23 protein-coding genes are annotated in these 18,788 nt (G+C 26.2%); 18 read left to right on the top strand and 5 right to left on the bottom strand.

Annotated elements, in window-relative coordinates; genetic code table 11:
* Nucleotides 1-71 precede the first annotated feature (71 nt).
* From NG901_RS13135 to NG901_RS13155, 5 genes are all read left to right on the top strand, one after another.
* A complete protein-coding gene (locus NG901_RS13135; protein WP_252215424.1) occupies nt 72-1,355 on the top strand; it encodes a sensor histidine kinase in 1,284 nt (427 codons plus the stop codon).
* Between the two features lie 285 nt (nt 1,356-1,640).
* Nucleotides 1,641-2,657, top strand: a complete 1,017-nt coding sequence (locus NG901_RS13140; protein WP_252215427.1) for a hypothetical protein — start codon at nt 1,641-1,643, stop codon at nt 2,655-2,657.
* A gap of 241 nt (nt 2,658-2,898) precedes the next feature.
* Nucleotides 2,899-3,270 carry a type VII toxin-antitoxin system MntA family adenylyltransferase antitoxin gene (mntA, locus tag NG901_RS13145; protein ID WP_252215430.1) on the top strand — a complete coding sequence of 124 codons (372 nt, stop codon included), beginning with the start codon at nt 2,899-2,901 and terminating at the stop codon, nt 3,268-3,270.
* Complete coding sequence (locus tag NG901_RS13150; RefSeq protein WP_252215433.1) at nt 3,263-3,688, top strand: hypothetical protein; 426 nt, start codon at nt 3,263-3,265, stop codon at nt 3,686-3,688. Before mntA ends, NG901_RS13150 begins: the two co-directional genes overlap by 8 nt.
* Before the next feature lie 83 nt (nt 3,689-3,771).
* Nucleotides 3,772-4,428 carry a pentapeptide repeat-containing protein gene (locus NG901_RS13155; protein WP_252215436.1) on the top strand — a complete coding sequence of 219 codons (657 nt, stop codon included), beginning with the start codon at nt 3,772-3,774 and terminating at the stop codon, nt 4,426-4,428.
* Nucleotides 4,429-4,454: 26 nt separating this feature from the next.
* On the opposite strand, the gene NG901_RS13160 is transcribed toward NG901_RS13155, so the two are convergent.
* The 3 genes from NG901_RS13160 to NG901_RS13170 form a co-directional block, all read right to left on the bottom strand.
* Entirely contained in the window at nt 4,455-5,687 is a 1,233-nt protein-coding gene (locus NG901_RS13160) for a cation:proton antiporter (RefSeq protein WP_252215438.1), read from the bottom strand.
* Between the two features lie 311 nt (nt 5,688-5,998).
* Nucleotides 5,999-6,637, bottom strand: a complete 639-nt coding sequence (locus tag NG901_RS13165) for an SdpI family protein (protein ID WP_252215440.1) — start codon at nt 6,635-6,637, stop codon at nt 5,999-6,001.
* Between the two features lie 4 nt (nt 6,638-6,641).
* On the bottom strand, nt 6,642-6,923 hold the full coding sequence (locus tag NG901_RS13170) for an autorepressor SdpR family transcription factor (protein WP_003371939.1): 282 nt from the start codon (nt 6,921-6,923) through the stop codon (nt 6,642-6,644).
* Nucleotides 6,924-7,222: 299 nt separating this feature from the next.
* On the opposite strand from NG901_RS13170, the gene NG901_RS13175 reads away from it, so the two are divergent.
* From NG901_RS13175 to def, 6 genes are all read left to right on the top strand, one after another.
* Nucleotides 7,223-7,789, top strand: coding sequence for a DUF4303 domain-containing protein (locus tag NG901_RS13175; protein WP_252215442.1), 567 nt, complete (start codon nt 7,223-7,225; stop codon nt 7,787-7,789).
* 76 nt (nt 7,790-7,865) lie between these two features.
* Complete coding sequence (locus NG901_RS13180) at nt 7,866-8,408, top strand: hypothetical protein (RefSeq protein ID WP_252215444.1); 543 nt, start codon at nt 7,866-7,868, stop codon at nt 8,406-8,408.
* Nucleotides 8,409-8,715: 307 nt separating this feature from the next.
* Entirely contained in the window at nt 8,716-8,982 is a 267-nt protein-coding gene (locus NG901_RS13185; protein WP_353735864.1) for a hypothetical protein, read from the top strand.
* A 243-nt stretch (nt 8,983-9,225) separates the two neighbouring features.
* Nucleotides 9,226-9,648, top strand: a complete 423-nt coding sequence (locus NG901_RS13190) for a GNAT family N-acetyltransferase (protein WP_252215448.1) — start codon at nt 9,226-9,228, stop codon at nt 9,646-9,648.
* A 112-nt stretch (nt 9,649-9,760) separates the two neighbouring features.
* A complete protein-coding gene (locus tag NG901_RS13195; protein WP_252215450.1) occupies nt 9,761-9,997 on the top strand; it encodes a helix-turn-helix transcriptional regulator in 237 nt (78 codons plus the stop codon).
* A complete protein-coding gene (def, locus tag NG901_RS13200; protein WP_252215453.1) occupies nt 9,998-10,447 on the top strand; it encodes a peptide deformylase in 450 nt (149 codons plus the stop codon).
* Between the two features lie 160 nt (nt 10,448-10,607).
* On the opposite strand, the gene NG901_RS13205 is transcribed toward def, so the two are convergent.
* On the bottom strand, nt 10,608-10,934 hold the full coding sequence (locus NG901_RS13205; protein ID WP_252215455.1) for a hypothetical protein: 327 nt from the start codon (nt 10,932-10,934) through the stop codon (nt 10,608-10,610).
* Nucleotides 10,935-11,352: 418 nt separating this feature from the next.
* On the opposite strand from NG901_RS13205, the gene NG901_RS13210 reads away from it, so the two are divergent.
* Entirely contained in the window at nt 11,353-11,811 is a 459-nt protein-coding gene (locus tag NG901_RS13210; protein WP_252215458.1) for a hypothetical protein, read from the top strand.
* Nucleotides 11,812-12,207: 396 nt separating this feature from the next.
* Nucleotides 12,208-12,696, top strand: coding sequence for a GNAT family N-acetyltransferase (locus NG901_RS13215; protein ID WP_252215460.1), 489 nt, complete (start codon nt 12,208-12,210; stop codon nt 12,694-12,696).
* A 215-nt stretch (nt 12,697-12,911) separates the two neighbouring features.
* On the opposite strand, the gene NG901_RS13220 is transcribed toward NG901_RS13215, so the two are convergent.
* Nucleotides 12,912-13,355 (bottom strand): hypothetical protein, encoded by a 444-nt coding sequence (locus tag NG901_RS13220; protein WP_252215464.1) that lies wholly within the window; start codon nt 13,353-13,355, stop codon nt 12,912-12,914.
* Nucleotides 13,356-13,687: 332 nt separating this feature from the next.
* Here NG901_RS13220 and NG901_RS13225 point away from each other — a divergent pair, with 332 nt between their 5' ends.
* The 5 genes from NG901_RS13225 (at nt 13,688) to NG901_RS13245 (ending at nt 18,588) form a co-directional block, all read left to right on the top strand.
* Nucleotides 13,688-14,029 carry a hypothetical protein gene (locus tag NG901_RS13225; RefSeq protein WP_252215466.1) on the top strand — a complete coding sequence of 114 codons (342 nt, stop codon included), beginning with the start codon at nt 13,688-13,690 and terminating at the stop codon, nt 14,027-14,029.
* A gap of 17 nt (nt 14,030-14,046) precedes the next feature.
* Complete coding sequence (locus NG901_RS13230; RefSeq protein ID WP_252215467.1) at nt 14,047-14,247, top strand: GNAT family N-acetyltransferase; 201 nt, start codon at nt 14,047-14,049, stop codon at nt 14,245-14,247.
* A gap of 527 nt (nt 14,248-14,774) precedes the next feature.
* Nucleotides 14,775-16,868, top strand: coding sequence for a serine hydrolase domain-containing protein (locus NG901_RS13235; RefSeq protein WP_252215470.1), 2,094 nt, complete (start codon nt 14,775-14,777; stop codon nt 16,866-16,868).
* Nucleotides 16,869-16,929: 61 nt separating this feature from the next.
* Nucleotides 16,930-17,979 carry a galactose ABC transporter substrate-binding protein gene (locus tag NG901_RS13240; RefSeq protein WP_252215472.1) on the top strand — a complete coding sequence of 350 codons (1,050 nt, stop codon included), beginning with the start codon at nt 16,930-16,932 and terminating at the stop codon, nt 17,977-17,979.
* Between the two features lie 288 nt (nt 17,980-18,267).
* Nucleotides 18,268-18,588: a GNAT family N-acetyltransferase gene (locus NG901_RS13245; protein WP_502800137.1), complete on the top strand. Its 321-nt coding sequence runs from the start codon at nt 18,268-18,270 to the stop codon at nt 18,586-18,588.
* Nucleotides 18,589-18,788: the final 200 nt, after the last annotated feature.

Consider the following 18,788-nt stretch of genomic DNA (forward strand, 5'->3'; position numbering starts at 1 on the left):
GTGGGATATTTTTAAATTCAATATTTTTAGAATCATATTATATTTATAAAAATAAAAGAATTTTTCTATCAATGAATGAAAAAATTAGTAATAAGTATATTGATGATAAAGAAAATATAGATGAGTATATAAATATGATAGATAGTATTGATAATATAAGAACTATTATTGTTAATGAAAATCTTAACATAGAACATAATTCTTTTCCTAAAAAAGAACCTAATAAAGATAGAGGGTTATCTAAAGAAATCAAACAAACTATTTTAGAAAATGAAGATAAACTTTCAAATAAATATGTATATTATATTGAGCAAAAACATGATGATAATATGAATAAATTAATTTTTATTTCACGAATGAATAATGGGAAATTTATTATTTTAAATAAATCTCTTAAGGGTATTTATGAGAGTGCCTCAATAGCAAATCAATTTTATATGTTTGCAGCAGCAATAGTAATTGCTATTGGAGGTATATTTATACTTATTTTTTCAAAAAAGATAACAAAACCAATTATAGAAATGAGTAATGTTGCAGAAAATATATCAAATCTTAACTTTGATAAACGTGTAGATATTAATTTACACGATGAAATTGGAAATTTAGGAAAAAGCATTAATAAAATTTCTGAAAAATTAAGCACTAGTATAAATGAACTTAAGCAAGATGTAGAGAAACGAAAACAACTTGTAAGGGATATGTCCCATGAATTAAAAACTCCAATAGGTATAATTAAAGGATATGCTGAAGGACTTAAATATGGTGTGGCTTATGATAAGGAAAAGATGGATACGTATTGTTCAGTTCTAGTTGAAGAATGCGACAGGATGGATAAACTGGTACAGGAACTTTTAAATCATTCTATGATGGAATCTGGAATGGTTAAAATAAATAAGACGAGTTTTGATATTAGTGATCTTATATCTAATATAGTAGAACGATTTAATCAAACATTTATTGATAAATGCATTGATTTTGATTTAAAGTGCGTAAATAATTATGTGATATCTGCTGATAGCCATATGCTAGAAAAAGCTGTAAATAATTTTATTACAAATGCTATTGATCATGTAGATGAAAGAAGAATTATTGAATTAACTGTTGAAAATAAAGAAGATGGAATAAAAATAAATGTTTTTAACACAGGAAGCCACATACAAATGAAAGATTTAGAAAAAATTTGGGATGTATATTATAAGGTGGATAAAGCAAGGGGTAGAACATATGGAGGTCATGGATTAGGATTATCAATTGTAAAATTAATAGTAGAGTTTCATGGAGGTACAACTGAAGTGAAAAATACAGAAGATGGTGTAATTTTTTCTCTTGAAATACCAAATTGTATTATAAATTAGATAAATAAAGACTTTAAATAAAATTCGTCAAATGAATTGTCAAAAAATTATTTTAAAAAAGTGTATTTATTTAATGAACTAAAAAAATAAACGCTTTATACTTGCTTCTGTTAATGAAGATTTTCAAGATATTTCTAATATAAATTGAAAGTTGTAGCAAAAAGTATATTATTTATAGATTTCACATAAATTTCACAAAAAAGTTTTATTATATATTTAAATTAATCATTAACGAATGCGTTTAAATTCAAATCAGTAAAATAATGGATTAAAGGAGAGAAAATTATGAAAAAAAATAAAATATTAGCAATTTCTGTTGCAACTATAATGACAATGTCAACTGTTGTTCCAGTATTTGCAAGTGAAATTATATCTCAAGATGTAACTACTGGTATAAGCGTAGCTGAAACTACTTTGCCAGGGGTACCAACTACCGGAACAACAACTGAGGCAAGTGTTGAATCAACTATTGAATCAGATACTTATAATAATATTGATGGTGATGTTGAAGCAAATGTAGAAACAGATGAAGAAGTACAACAAATTAGTGAAACAGAAATAAATGCAAAGTTAGTTCAAAGAGCAACAGAACTTGGCGTTGATATAACAGGATTATCAAATGAAGATGCAAGAACTAAGATAAGAGAAGCATTAGCATTACAACTTGGAATCGATATAACAGGATTATCAAAAGAAGAAATACAAGCTAAAATAAAAGCTGTTATGCACGAAAATAAATTAAATACACCAGAAGGTATTACAAAAATAGCTGAAAAACTTGGTGTTGATATAACAGGATTATCAAAAGAAGATGCAAAAGCTAAAATAAAATCAGCTATGGAAGCAAAACAGCTTGCAAAACTTACTGAAACAGCTACAAAACTTGGAATAGATGTTACAGGATTATCAAAAGAAGATTTAAAAGCTAAAATAAAAGCAACTATTGATGAGAATAACTTAAATACACCAGAAAGACTTGCAAAGATAGCTGAAAAGCTTGGTGTAGATATAACAGGATTATCAAAAGAAGATGCAAAAGCTAAAGTAAAAGCAGCTATTGAAGCAAAACAGCTTGCAAAATTTGCTGAAAGAGCTACAAATTTAGGAGTCGATATCACAGGACTTACTAATAAAGAAGCAAAAGATAAAATTAAAGAAGTTCAGAAAGAAACAAGGGAAACAACAAAGCAAGCTCACAAAGAAACAAAGGAAACAATAAAGGAAGCTCGCAAACAAGTAAAAGAAACAATGAAGGAAAATCATAAAGAAAAAAAAGAAACTCATAAAGCAGGAAAAAAATAAAAAGAAATAAATAAGTACATTAAGGACTATTTACAAATTTAAAGTAGCTAGTCTTTTGGTACTGTATAAGTGTAGATGAAAATCGTAGAAATATGATTTAAACATCTACACTTATTTTTTGTGTATAAAAATGTAAAAATAAAATATTAATTTGTAGTAGATATGCCTATAATATATAATAAAGATAATATATTTTAAATCTAGTGGCTTAGTATACACTAGATATAATATGGTGGTGAGTATGATGGATTTAAATAAAGCTGTATCTAATATAATTAGCAATCATAATATTGAATGTGTGGGATTGTTTGGAAGTAGAGCAAGAGGAGATTATTTAGATAGCTCAGATTATGATATATTTATAATAGCAGATATAAGTATGGAAGAAGAGTTAGAAATTGAAGCAGAGTTAGAACAACTATTAGACAATAATATTGATGTAATAAATTTGAAAGAAGATATGGATAGAATTTTATTGAAAAATATAGTTAATGAGGGCACTATTCTTTATAATAAAAATAATGCATTTGAAAATATATATCGATTCGTTGAAAATTTTTTTATAGAAAATAGTGATTTTTTAAAATTAAGGGAGAGAGATTTACTTGATTAATAGAGATAGAATTATAAAATTATTAAAAGATTTTAAAGAATGGAGTATAGACTTTCGTGAATGCTTAAATTCTTTGGAAAATTGTGATGATGAGATTTTAAAAAAAGTATTATATCATAGTGTTCGAGCTTATTTTTTAGATTTTCATATATTATGTGAAGACTATATTTCTATTAATTTAAAAGATATAAACAAATATAAAATTGACATTTCTGCAATAGAAGGAATGGAAGTAATTAAAGAAAACAATAGAATAAGTGAAGATTTCTTCAAATTTTACTGTGTGTCTAGAAGGTATAGAAATAGATTAGCGCATAGATATAAAATGCCAAAAGATGAAGAAATTTTATTAAATATGAAAAGTAATTTAAAATTTATTGATGAACTTGAACTAAGCATAAAAAATAATATAAATTAAAAATATATATTATTTTACTACAACTGTGTTTGAAACTATGCTATCATATATTGAAATAATAAATAGAAGAGATGGATGAATGAATGGATAAAAATAAAAAACCAAGTATTGGATTAAACTATAATAAGGCAATAAAACAAAACAAAAATTTTATGTATAATGATTTAAAAAGAAGTAACTGTTATAATTGTGATTTCACAGGATCAAATTTCAATTTTACAAGTTTTAGAGGAGCTCACTTTAAAGACTGTAATTTTTTTGAATGTACATTTAAGTCTGCTGAGTTTGTAGGAAGTAATCTTAAGAAAAGTAGATTTAAAAGAGCAAAATTCGAAGATACTGTATTTGAAGGTGCAAATTTAAGTGGAGCAGATTTTAGAGATGCAAAATTTAAAAATGTAATATTTGTAGGAACTGATTTAAGTACTGCAAAAAATTTAGAATTTGATAAATCAGCAGTTAGAATATTTGAAGAAGCACCAGCAATTGATATAAGTGAAAATCTAAAAAAAGCTATAGATTCAGCACTAGAAAATGAAAAAATAAAAAGATCAAGACTTTTGGATAATAAAGATGGAGATATTAACACTTTAAGCATAATGATTCTTTTAGAAAAATTTAATGAGAAAAGTTTAATATCAGGCTTGAAAATTCTTTGTGATAGAGCAGATAGAGATTTTTGTACATTGAGTTACATAATAAAATCTATACAAACATATCAAAAAGAAGGTATATTATAAAATAAAAGCGTGGCATAACCACGCTTTTATTTTATAGTAGAATTAGTAGTAATGACATTTTTAGTGCTTTTGAGTTTATTAAATTTGTCTGAAAATACTATTTTTAAAAGTAAGGGTGTAATTACTGTTGTTACAATTATCATTATTATCATAGGACCAAAAAATACAGATGACATTAGTCCTAAGGCAGCACCCTTATTTGCAACTATCAAAGCGACCTCACCTCTTGATACCATTCCAGTGCCTATTTGAATAGATTCTAAAGAAGAAAATTTACATAATTTAGCAGCAGCTCCACAACCTATAATTTTAGTTAAAATAGCAACTATTACAAGAACTATAGAAAATATAATCATTGATAAAGTCATTGCTGGTAATTTAAATTTTATTCCTATACTTGCAAAAAATACAGGTGAAAGGAACATATAAGAAAGTGTTTCAAAGCGCGAAGCTATATATTTAGAGTAAGTAGTTTTTGAAATTATAAGTCCGGCTATAAATGCACCAGTTATATCAGCAACTCCAAAAAATACTTCTGCACAGTAAGAAAGTATTAAGCAATATACAAAAGAAAGTATTACAAATCTACGCATACCTTTACCATGTTTTAACTGAACATTTGAAAAGAATTTATAAAATATAAAACAACAAATAGCTGCAAAAACAAAGAAAGCGAAAATTTTAAATAAAACCACCCAAACATTTACATTTGAATCTGCAAAACTTGTAACTATAGTAAGTGCAATTATGCCTAAAATATCATCTATAATTGCAGCACCTAAAATTGCACTGCCAACATTTGTGCTAAGCTTGCCCATTTCTTTTAAAGTTTCAACAGTTATGCTAACAGAAGTGGCAGTAAGTATAACTCCAATGAATATATTTTGTAATATTATACTTGAAGATGCATCTGAAATAGAAGGGTCATTATTAAAGAAAAAGCTAACTAAAAACCCGCCAATAAGAGGTATAAGAACACCTATTAAAGCAATAATAAATGAAGAATGTCTACTTTTCTTTAACTCGTTTATATCAGTTTCAAGACCGGCGCAAAACATTAAGACAATTACTCCAATCTCAGAAAGTTGTGTTATAAACTCTGTTTCATTTAAAAGATTAAAAACGGTAGGACCAAAAAGTACACCAGCCATTAAAGCTCCAACAACTTGTGGAAGTTGGAATCTTTTATTTGCAATACCTAAAACTTTTGTAGTTAACAGTATTAAGGCTAAATCAAATAAAAAATCATAAGAATTCATAATAATATCCTCTCTTTCTAAATTGAAATATTAAATAAAAACTCCTATATATAGTATATGATATTATTGGAAATAGTACTAATTAGTATAAAAGATTAAGAAAATGTTTTATAAATTATATAATAAGGTGATATTTATTTTATAATATTTATACAAAAATGTAATGAAATTTAAAGCATAAAGAAAGATAAGATTGTAAAATTCGCTAATTATAAAATTGAAATTGTTAATAGGTATAGATTATATAAAGCAAATAAAAAAGATCAGGTTTTTAAAATTAAAGCCTGATCTTTTTTATGTTTAAAATTAACTTATACTGTTTTAGAATAAAAATAACTTGCTATTATTGGAATTATACCTGCAACAAATATTGAAATCATTAAAATTATAAACTGTATATTTCCTTCAAAAAATAATGAACTTATCATTATAGCTAGTCCTGATAATACAAATAATTTTCCACCTAATCTATGAGTTTTTTTCCAAGTATCTTCATTAGTTAATGTCCAAGGCGTTTTAATTCCAAAGAAAAAGTTACTCTTGGATTTTGGAAGATAATTTCCAATTACAATAAATAATAAACCAACCATAAATGGGATAACTTTATTTATTGGAACGTTGTATCCTAGTGATGATATTATAACTACAATATGTAAAATAAAAAAGAAAGTTACCATAACATTTGTGATAATAGTATAACTTGTATTAAATTTTGAATAATTGTTTCTTTTAGGATCAATTTTAGGAGTAAATAACATCCCACCCCATATAAAAAGCATAATTAAAGGTGGTAAAAAAGCTGCAAATAGTTTAGGACCATAGTTGTCAATTTCACCAGCTGTATTCCAATGTATAGGCATTTCATTAGGTAGTTTATTGTATAATACAATACTTACTAAAAATGCAAGAGTTATTAATGTAATATTATAAATACTAGTTTTATTTTTCATTAGTTTATTCCTTTCCTTCATTAGTATTACCTAAAAATGATATGAACCATTTTACAACATCCTCAAAAACAGATGTATTTAGTGAGTAATATATATATTGACCTTTTCTTTCATCACTTACTAGTCCAGCTTGCTTGAGAATACTTAAATGATGAGATATACTAGGCTTGGTAATTTGAAAATAATCGGCAATATCACCAGCAGTCATATCTTTTTCATTTAGTAGATCTAAAATTTTTCTTCTTGTGTTATCAGAAAGAGCTTTAAAAGCATCATTAAATGACAAGTAATCACTCCTTTCAATAAATTAGATATTTAGATAATTATCTAAATATCTAATAAGAATATACACGAAATATATATATTTATCAATAGATATATTTTAGTGGAAATTCCATATAAATGAAAAATAAAATCTATATTTATCATTAACTATGGTAAAATAGAAAATAAAATGTTGTTTAAGAAGAATATAGCTATTTTAATCATAGACAATATGGCTATGTTTAAGTAGCGTGGGTGATATATGCATAAGCAAAGCTTAATATTAAAATTTCATGAGATATATGAGAAAGGGTGACTGTGATGAATTTTGATTTTAATGAATTTAAACAAAATATTATTTTGGCTACAAAAAGTGCTTTTTTAGAAATTGTAAAAACTAATAAAGAGGATACTGTATATGCTTTTTCATTAAATTGTTCAGCTGATGTTAGATCAATTGGAATTATAGCAAATACAAAGAGTGCACTTAATGATATTGTCGATGGATCTGATAATGATTTTTGGTATTATAGATTTTGCCCAGAAGAATGGAAAATTTGGAATGGTGCAGATGATGAATTTTATAGAATTGGAAACAAATTAAAAGCGTTTCAAGAGGACAATAAAGATAGAATAAGTGATTCAGAGACTAATGTTTATACATATTTTTTTCAGGAATTTAGAGAAAAAATTTTTGATGTATGTATAGATGCATTATTAGAATTAAAAGAAGAAGAATTTTTTGCAAATAACTCAAAAGAAGGTATCGAACTTAATTTTTGGGTTAGTGAGTTTTTGGATGAAGAAGAATCTATAGATATATTTAGTAAGCTAAATGATAAAAATACAGTAGACGAGTATAAAGAACATATAGAAGAAATTTTATAAAATATTATAAATAAAAGTTGTTTACTATGTATTTAAGAAATTTATTGATAATTATAATTTTATATGAGGAGAAAGTATGAATATATTTAACGGAAAAAAAGAAGTGAATATTGAAATTGGTGAAGTAAAAGAGGGCCTAGTTGATTATTCAAAATCAATTGAAGAATTAACGATATATTATGATGAACAATTAGAATTAATTAAACAAGGAACAAATGAATTAGCTACTTTAGAACTAATGATGCTTGGTTATGGAATTGATTTTATTGAATGGATTAAAGAAGTATTTAAAATAGAACTTACATTAGGTGAGGACAGTCTAAGTGAATTTGATACAGTACTAGAAGATATATATCAAATGTATATAAAAAATGGATTAAGAGAAGAAGTACTTAATGATCTATTAAAAAAATGCAGTGGATATTTTGGCCTTGTGATTCTTTCAAATTATAAAGGGAACTGGGCAGATTCTAATTTAGGCCCAGCGATTCAAGTAAATGGAGTTAATGCATTTGTGTACAATTGTATAGGAAGAAGAATACAGAGTAATGAAGATAGTGATATAATAGCATTCTATTATGCTTTAGGCGAAAGCTTAGATAAAAATTTCTTAATGTAAACTAATTATATATTAGAAGTAATGTATAATAGTGAAATTATGTAATTAAAGATTTTTATATTACAAAAGTGGATGATACTACATGTACTTAGTAAGTGTATGTTTAGCAAGAACTAATTGTAGATATAATGGAACAAATAGAGAGAAACACAATAGAACATTTTCCTTATAGATGAATATTATAGTATTCGAAAGGAGATGTTTAAAAATGAATTTAGAAAAAGATTGTTGTTATAGAAATTTTCGGGATTTACAGATGTTACAAGATAAATGTAAAAGGTACTTATACTATCACATTACTTTAACAATGACAGAGGGCAGTACAGTTGATGGAATTATTGAAAGTGTAGATATGGATTACATTAATGTGTTGGTTGGTGAGGATGTAATGGAACCAGAAAATGAAAATCAAATTGATCAACAAAGGCAGTATTATGGTTATAATCGTCCACGAAGATTTAGACGTTTTAAGCGTAAATCGATTCCATTTGCTACTTTAGCAGCAGTATCATTATTACCTTATCCTTACCTTATCCAACCACCATATCCATATTATCCATACTATCCCTATTAGTTATATACTATAATTAAGTAGAGTGTTTACAGTGTTGAATTAAAATATAATTATATAAGTGCAGGTGCTTAATCAAGTATAGATGATTAGTACTTGCACTTATTTTTATTTTGCATAATATAAAATGATATAATAAATTATTATAACTAAGAGATGAATTTATTGAAATTGTACTTGCATCTTACCTAAGGTAAGGAATTATACTATAGTTAATTCATATTGTTATTTTAAGGAGATGATAAAATGGAATTAAGAATTCAATATAACTGTTTAAATATTAATTGGAATTATGTATCTGAAATATTAAAAAAGGTTGGAATGGCATATTTTGATCAAGAGGTGCATAAAAAAGCATTTGAAAATAGTCACACTGTTGTTTTTGTTTTTGACAATAATGAACTTATTGGTTTTGGACGTGCAATTTCAGATGGAATCTATCAAGCTGCAATCTATGATGTAGCAGTATTACCAGAATATCAAGGGAAAAATGTTGGTAGAACAATTGTTAATAGCATTATGAAATGTCTACCACAATGTAGTTTTATATTATATGCTTCACCTGGTAAAGAAAGTTTTTATGAAAAACTAAACTTTAAAAAAATGAAAACAGGAATGGCATTATTTTATAATGCAGAAAAAATGAAAATAAAAGGTTTTATTGAATAAACTAAAATGCGCCCTTTATAGAAACGGTTTTATTATTGTAATGTTAGCTTGACATATAGATAAGATAAAAATATACTTATAAGTAAGGCAAACATTACAGAGGTGAGTGTAAGTGAAAAATCGATTAAAAGAATTTCGTGAAACAAATAAATTAACTCAAGAACAATTGGGAAAACTTGTAGGGACATCAAGACAAGCTATAAATGCTATTGAAACAGAAAAATATGAACCATCAATATGGTTAGCATATGATATTTCAAAAGTATTCAATTGTTCAATAGAAGAAGTTTTTCTTTTTGAGGAAAGTAAAAGAAAATCAAGAGCAGATCAAAGTAGGGGTGTGATTTAAATGGCATTAAGACAAATTAGACTTTTTGATGATCCTATTCTTAGGAAGAAAAGTAAACAAGTTGAAGTTGTAGATGATAAGATAAGAGATATACTAAATGATATGGTAGAGACTATGTATAATACAGAAAATGGTGGAGGTTTGGCAGCACCACAAGTAGGTATACTAAAAAGATTAGTTGTAATAGATATGGGACAAGGCCTTATTAAACTGATTAATCCAAGGATAATTAAAAAGGAAGGAAGTCAACAAGTTATAGAGGGATGTTTAAGTAATCCCAATGTATTTGGAAAACTAAAAAGACCATATGAAGTAATAGTACAAGCACTAAATGAAAATGGGGAAGAAATTCAATTGACAGGTACGGGAGATTTAGCAAAATGTTTCTGTCATGAAATTGACCATTTAGAGGGCATTTTGTTTACTGATTTAGTTACTGAATATATATAATAAATATTAAATTTTAAAATACCACATTATTAAGAAATAAATATATTGTATTTCTTAATAATGTGGTATTTTAATAATATATGTTGAAAGATAGATTTGGAGAATTTAAATACATCTTATGTTAGGTTAATCCTAAGTAAACAAAAAATTTAATGGAACATTATTTAGAAAAATTAAGAGATACTTCACCACTACCAATAATAACTATATAGTCACTTTCTTCAAGTAATATTTCTGATGTAGGAATATATGCTTTATTAAATTTTCTAAATATTTTTTGATTTCCATGAGCATCCACTATTGCTAAACTTGTAATACTATTAGGGGTAATTAGTTTAGCAGTCATCGTATATTCGTTAACGTGATTAATGGTATAAACACCTTCTTTATAAGATGCTGATGTTGGACCAATAACAGTAGCATTAACATTATCTAAAAATATCAACATAAATACCATAGTTAATATTATAATTTTTGAGAATTTCATAATATAGACACCTCACTTATTTCTATTAATAATAGTTTAATCTAAAAAACAGATATTATTAAGGAAATAATTGGAGTGGTAAAAGATAATTAATATGTTATGAAATTTTTAATAAGGTATAATACATACTTTTAATATTATCTAAAAATGTCATTATTACACCTACTTATAAATAATAATTCATAGTAGATAGTATGATTACTATATAAAAAATATGCTTGTAGTGTGCTGGAATAGCAAATAGATGTAGATTTTGTGGAGTAAATCAAAAAATGTTCTTGGAAAATTGAATAATGTGATATTTACAAAATGTGTTATAATAGCAGGTTGAACCAATTGTTTGTAGACCGAATAATATATAATATATAGAATATTTACTAATGAATATAAAGTGATTACCATAAAGCAGGTGTCTAAAATGAATAGTATGTTTAATGGAATTGTGTTTAATATAAAGCGAGGATATTATAGATATATTGGTTCTGGTTCTAGTAGAGATGTATTTGATTTGGGAAATGGATATGTAATCAAAGTAGCAAAAAATAGAGCCGGAATTGCACAAAATAAATCTGAGTATAATATTTCGCATTATGATAATTCAGGTCTATTTGCAAAAGTTGTAGATGTTTCAAATAACTTTAATCTGTTAATAATGGAAAAGGCAGACAAGATATATAACATTTCAGATGTATGGAAGTACTTCAATGTTAGAGGGAAAAGAGGATTGTTTAGTTTAAAAGAACTAAACAATATTTTGAGGCACTATCATTTACTATTGAATGATTTGAAGAGGGAAAGTAGCTGGGGAATGATTAATGGAAGACTTGTAATAATTGATTATGGTTTTACAAGAGAAGTTTGCACAAGATATTATTAATCTTTTTAGAGATAAGGGGAGATACCATATTATTTGATTTTTATAAATGAATAATGTGGTATTTTTTAGTAAGCGATATAAGTAAGTTGATAATATGAATTTGCATTTTCTGTTTCACAATATTTATTAAATAATAATATATTTACAATATATGTTATAATTAATTTGTAATAGTAATTTATAGCACTAGGATTAAAGATGAAAAAATCATAAATTATGTTATTACAGAATAGAAAAAAGAGATTGATAATATAAAGGAAAAAGTTCATGGTATATACATTTAGAAATAGTAGATGGTGAATTATCTAAATTATTAGTCAATATATAGTTTTAATAAAATATAGTGATAAGCATAATATTAGTAATAAAACAATAAGAATGAGAGGAAGAGCATTAATGGATATTAAAATTAGACAAGTATCTGTAGAGGATTTAGATTCGGTAACAAAAGTGGAGGCAATCTGTTTTCCACATACAGAAGCAGCGACTAAAGAATCTTTTGAAGAACGTATTAAAACATTTCCTGAAAGTTTTTTTGTAGCAGAAATAGATAGAAGAATAATTGGTTTTATTAATGGGTGTGTCATAAATGGAACTGTTATATATGATGAACTCTTTGAAGATTCTAGATTACATATTCCATATGGAGATTACCAAACAGTTTTTGGACTTGATGTTATACCAGAGTATCGTAATCAAGGAATTGCAGCTAAGTTGATGAACTATATGATAGAAATATCAAGATTAGCAGGGAGAAAAGGTGTTATTTTAACTTGTAAAGAAAAGCTTATTCATTATTACACAAAGTTTGGATATAAAAATCAAGGTATATCTAAATCAGTACATGGTGGAGCTGAATGGTATGATATGATTTTAGAATTTTAAATTTGATGAGGCAAAATATAAAAATATTTTTTATAATTGAATAATATAGAAAATTAGGTGTATATGTCTTAAGGTTTATAAAAATAAATATAGGTAAAATTATCTCATATCTTATATTTTATATCTTATATTTAAATTTAAATAAGCAGTCTAAGTTTTTAATAAAACAGTAGACTGCTTGTTTACATAATGAACAAGTTTAAATTATGTGATTTTTAATTTTTCTTATTATATAAAACATAATAACAATAAAATTCAATTCTTTTACTTATAAGAATGTAAGCCATAGATACTAATTGGAACATTCCCATAAGTGCTATGTAACAACTAAGAAGTGTTAAAAAAATATCACCATTAGATGAACTAAAACTTTCGGATATAAATTTAAAAGATACGATACCACCTAGTAGAGGAAGTATAGCAATTTTTTTATGTCCATTTTTTATTGTATGTAAAAAGAAGAATAGTACGCCTATTTCTAAAAGGCCTTGTGCAATGCCACCATACATATCTTCTAATCCAAAAATTGATAATATAACATAAAATAAAATGATTATAACCCTAAAAGCTATTAATACAGCTTGTATAATGTTTAAGGTTCGTCTACTTTCTGCAATTAATTCTGGTTCTGGAAGGCTTTGATTAAGTTTTTCTTCCATAATTACCTCCTTGTATTTACATAAATTAAAAAAGTTGCTATACAAGTATAACATATTTTGTAATAATTAGTAATATAAAAATAGAGCGAAGTAAACTAAAAAGTAAATTATCTATATTTACAAAATGTAATGTATTTAAGTATAAAAGAAGAACGTAAATATAAAATTGTAGGAACTGAACCGCATATTCAGTAGTGAAATAAAAGTATTAATGAAAATAAAAGCGTGGGCAGAACTGTATTCTAAACGAATTGGAGAAGTTAAGTGAATTTAAAATCAGTAAGTATTTTAGGAATAGTACTAATAATATTTAGATAAAAATGGAGGACAGTATGAAAAGAGCACTTTTAGTTGTAAAGAAACTTTTAATAATATTTTGGTGGCAAGATATAGAGAAATCTAATATTTTTGTAAGAATATTAAATTATATATTTGCATTTACTCTAAGTTTTGGAGCTTTTTCTTGGACATATTTGTCTAATATGAACTTAATTCTTAAAATAATTGTAGGAACTTATGGTGTTCTTACATTTATTTCATTTTGGCCAGCGTCACATTTATTAGATGAAGAATCTGAAGCTAAGGGATCTATATTTTATATTTTTCAAAATACACTTATCATATTTTCATTTATAATTCTTTTAAGATATATAATTAAAGAAGAAAAATATTAAAGAAAAAGATAGAAATTTTGGACACTGCATTTAATAAATTAAATCTTCATAGAATTGATTTAGGGGTATTCGATTTTAATGTATCTGCAATTACGTGTTATAAAAAAGCAGGATTTAATATTGAAGGAAGTTTTAGAGAATGTAGAAAAATAAATGAACAATATTGGTCATTGCTCAATATGAGCATTCTTGAAAGTGAGTATAGGAATTTAAAATGATATTAGATTTACTTGTGGATTAGCTGACCCTAAAGATGAAATTAATGTAAAAGGTATAAGAGAAGGGCTAAATAAAGTTCTTCCAGAAGAAATGAAAAATACAATTAAGATTTTTAATTTGCGTGGGGCAATAAAGAACTATGAATCTCTGAGAGAAGAGGAGAAAGAAATGATTGATACTTATGGAAAAGTAGTGAACTTTATGGATAAAGAGACAATTGTTATATTAAAATGAATATATTAAGAATTTGTTTTTAAGGTCGTTTAATGAAAGGTAGAGATTAAATAAAAGGTCTCTACCTTTTGTTTTATTATAGATTTACGATTTATAGTGATAGATTTACATACACATAGATAACTTTTACGTTATAAACCTATACATACAAAAAATATATTATATGGTAAAATTAATAATATAAAAATATAGGTATTTATTCAAATTACTCAAATTAATGGAATATTAAATAAATACAATTATTAAAATTAAATAACAAATTAAACATATAGAAAGTTCGGAGGTAAACTTAATGAAAAAATTTTCAAAACTGTTAGCACTACTTCTAGCAACGCAACTTACTTTAGTATGTGGAGATAGAAATAAACCTGTTAATGCCGCAATCAACACATTAGAAAAGAGTGATTCTAATTATTCTATTAATGTAAATGGAACAATTAAAGAAAAGGCAAATACGCTTGTTGAAAAGTATGGTGTAACAAGTGTTCAATATACAATTATGGATGATGGTAATATAATATCATCAGGAAGTAGTGGAGTATATAGTAAAAATAGTAATAGGAGTATAGCTAGTGATACTATGTATGGGATTGGTTCAACATCTAAGACTTTTACAGCAGCTGCTATAATGAAATTAGTAGATATGAAAAAAGTTGATTTAGACAAGCCTATTGTAAATTATATTCCAGAGTTTGTAATGAAAGATGAAAGATATAAAAAAATAACGACTAGAATGTTGCTTAATCATTCATCAGGAATTATGGGGAGTGCATATTCAAGAACAATCTTATGGGATGATAATGATACAATTGCCCATGATAAATTATTAGAGCAATTAAAAACTCAAAGATTAAAAGCTGAACCAGGTAAATTTTCTGTGTATTGTAATGATGGATTTACACTTGCGGAAATATTGGTTGAAAAAGTAAGTGGACAAAGCTTTACAGATTTCATTCATGATAATATAACAATCCCATTAAAAATGGATAATACAAAAACTACACAAGATGGATTTAATAGAGATAAGCTTGCAAAAACTTATAGTACAATTGCACCTACAGTAGATACACCACCAGATAGTACAAACATAATTGGTGCAGGTGGGATATATTCAACAACACAAGACTTGTGTAAATTTGGGAATATATTCACAAAGAATGGTACATTGCTTTCAGCAAATTCTGTTAATCAGATGATAAGTGGTGAATACAAAAACGGTTTGTGGTTAGATAACATAGATAATACTGAAAATATTTTTAACTATGGACTTGGCTTTGATGGAACAGATATATTTCCATTTAGCCAATATTGTATAAAAGCTATTGCAAAAGGCGGAGATACATTACTTTATCACAATGCTACTGTTATATTACCAGAGTATAATATGGTTGCAGCAGTATCCTCAACAGGTGGAAGTAGCTTATATAATGAGGTCTTAGCTTGCAATATGTTACTTGATGCTTTAAAAGAAAAGGGTATTATTCAAGAAATAAAAAGTGATAAATCTTTTGATAAGCCAACTAAAACCTTAATAGATGATGATATTAAAAAGTATGAAGGAACATATGGTGCATCAGGACAAATTATCAATGTAAAGATGAATGAAAATGGTACAATGACAGTTTCAAATACATCACTTTTAGCGAAAGCACAGAATACAGAATATATTTATAATGGTAACGGAGTATTTTTGAAACAAGATGGTAGTGAAAAAATTACTTTTGAAAGTAAGGACGGTAAGATTTACTTAAGATCTGATTCGTATATAAAATTGCCAGGAGTTGGAGAAACAGCAGTGGCACAATATATGGGACAAAAATTAGAGGAAAATAAGTTGACAGCAGAAGTAAGTAAAGCCTGGGAAGATAGAAATAACAATAAATATTTTAATCTAACAGATAAGTATAATTCTGAAATATTTAGTGCTTTGCCAGCTTTTATAACTGTTAATTTTAATAATGGTTATCAAATGTCTAACAAAATCATAGATGCAAATAATTCTATTAGTGTTATTGAAGTTCCTGTAATGGCAGGAAGGGATACATTTGATTGTAATTTCTTTAAAGAAAATAATATTGAATATATGAAAGCAGCTGAAAATATATTAATTAGTCAAGATGGTCTAAAAGAAATCATAAAAGGTAACAGCAGTTGTACTATAAAAGATGATGGATACAATATATGGTATAAGGTCAATGATAATTTAGAAGGAAAAAAACTTACAGTAGAATTACCTGAAAATAGTGGATTTTTAGTATATACAAAAGACGGTGTATGTACAAATCAAAGCGCATTAACTAAAAATAATACTGCAACATTATCAGGTGGTGGTTATATAATGTTTGGCGGTGAAAAAGGTAGTAAAATTGATATTACAATAGAGTAGAATATTTTCTCATTAAAAACACATTATAAGATTAATTAAATAAATATTATGGAGGATTGCAATGAAAATTTTAAAGAAATTATTAATATTTATTATGATTTTAGTTATTATAATGGTTTTACCAATAGAAATTTCTAAAAATAATGCATGTGCTAATTCAAATTTTAATAAAAGAGCTCCTATTAAAATAGGAGTATTCCTACATAGTTTTGATGACTATCTTTCTCTTGTAAAACAAAATTTAGAAACTATTCAAAAAGAAAATCAAGATAAAGTTGAATTTACTTTTTTTAATGCAAAAGAAAATCAAGCTATACAAAATGAAAGTATTGATAAAGCTATTAAAGAAAATTTTGATCTTTTAATTGTGAATTTACATACTTTAAAATTAGATGAAGTAGGAGATACTCTATATAAAATAATTAAAGAAAATATTCCATTAATTTTATTTGGAGAGCCAGATGAAAATTTAATAAAGTTTATTGGACGTTATGGTGTCTTTATAGCAAGTTCTGGTGAAAACTCTGGTATTCTAGAGGGAAAAATTCTTGCTGATGAATGGATGGATCATAAAGAAACTATAGATAAAAATCGCGATAACATATTGCAGTATATTATGTTAAAAGGTAGAATTGGTGACCCAATAGTAAATCAAAGAACAAAGTATGCTCTTTCAACACTTAATGAAGCTGGAATAAAAACAGAAGAACTTGCATCAGTCAATGGTGAGTGGAGTAAAGATTTAGCTAAAGAGGCTATTGAATCTCTATTTTTAAAATATGGCAACAAAATTGAAGCTATAATTTCAAATAATGATTCTATGGCAATAGGTGCTGTTGAAGCCTTACAAAAATATGGCTATAACAAAGGTAATAAATCAATGACTATTCCAGTTGTTGGAATTGATGGAATACCAGAAGCTATTGAATTGGTTAATAAAGGATATATGACAGGTACAGTTATCCAAGATCCTGGTGCTAATGCTGAAGCTCTTTATAAGGTTGGAATGAATCTAGCTTATAGAAAGCCTCCTATTGAGAATACAAATTATAAATTTGATGATACAGGAGCTGTAATTCGGTTGCCTTACAAAGAATATAAAAAGGAATAAAAATATTTACTCCTTAAATTTTTTCTCCAATTAGAATTATTAAAAAATAAAAAGTAGTTAATTATTATTATTTAATTTCATAGTTTTACAATATAAACATAATACTAAACTGCCAATTCAAGTATATTAATCTGGCAAATCGGTATTCGGAAAGGAAAAGACATGATTATAAGAAAATATAAACCATTAGATTGTATGGTATTAGCCGAATTATTTTACAATACAGTTCATTTAGTCAATGCAAAAGACTATACAGAAGAACAGTTAAATGTATGAGCAACGGGAAGTATAGATTTAAAGGAATGGAATAAATCCTTTTTAGAACATTTTACAGTTGTTGCCATTGAAGATAATGTTATAGTCGGATTCGGAGATATCGATAATAATGGATATTTAGATAGACTGTTTGTTCATAAGGATTACCAAAACAAAGGAATTGCAACAGCAATTTGCGATAAACTGGAAAAATATGTTTGCACGGATAAAATTAGTACCCATGCTTCAATTACTGCAAAACCTTTTTTTGAAAAACGAGGTTATAAAGTTATTAAAGAACAGCAGATTGAGAGAAAAGGTATTATATTAATAAACTATGTTATGGAGAAATAGGAAAATTAAATCAATATCACCATATTTTAATTTTGGTTTATCATGTATTTGGGTAGCTATTCTTATTAGTTATATTGTTGCTAGTGTAGCGGCAGCCATAGTATCTAGAAAGTATCTACCTTATAAAAAAATAGAGGAATTTATTTTGCCTCCACTTTCTTAGATTTGATTATTTCATTAGCGATACTTCCCATTATAAC

The sequence above is a fragment of the Clostridium sp. CMCC3677 genome, assembly GCF_023845585.1.
In the GTDB taxonomy this organism is placed as follows: Bacteria; Bacillota; Clostridia; order Clostridiales; family Clostridiaceae; genus Clostridium; species Clostridium aquiflavi.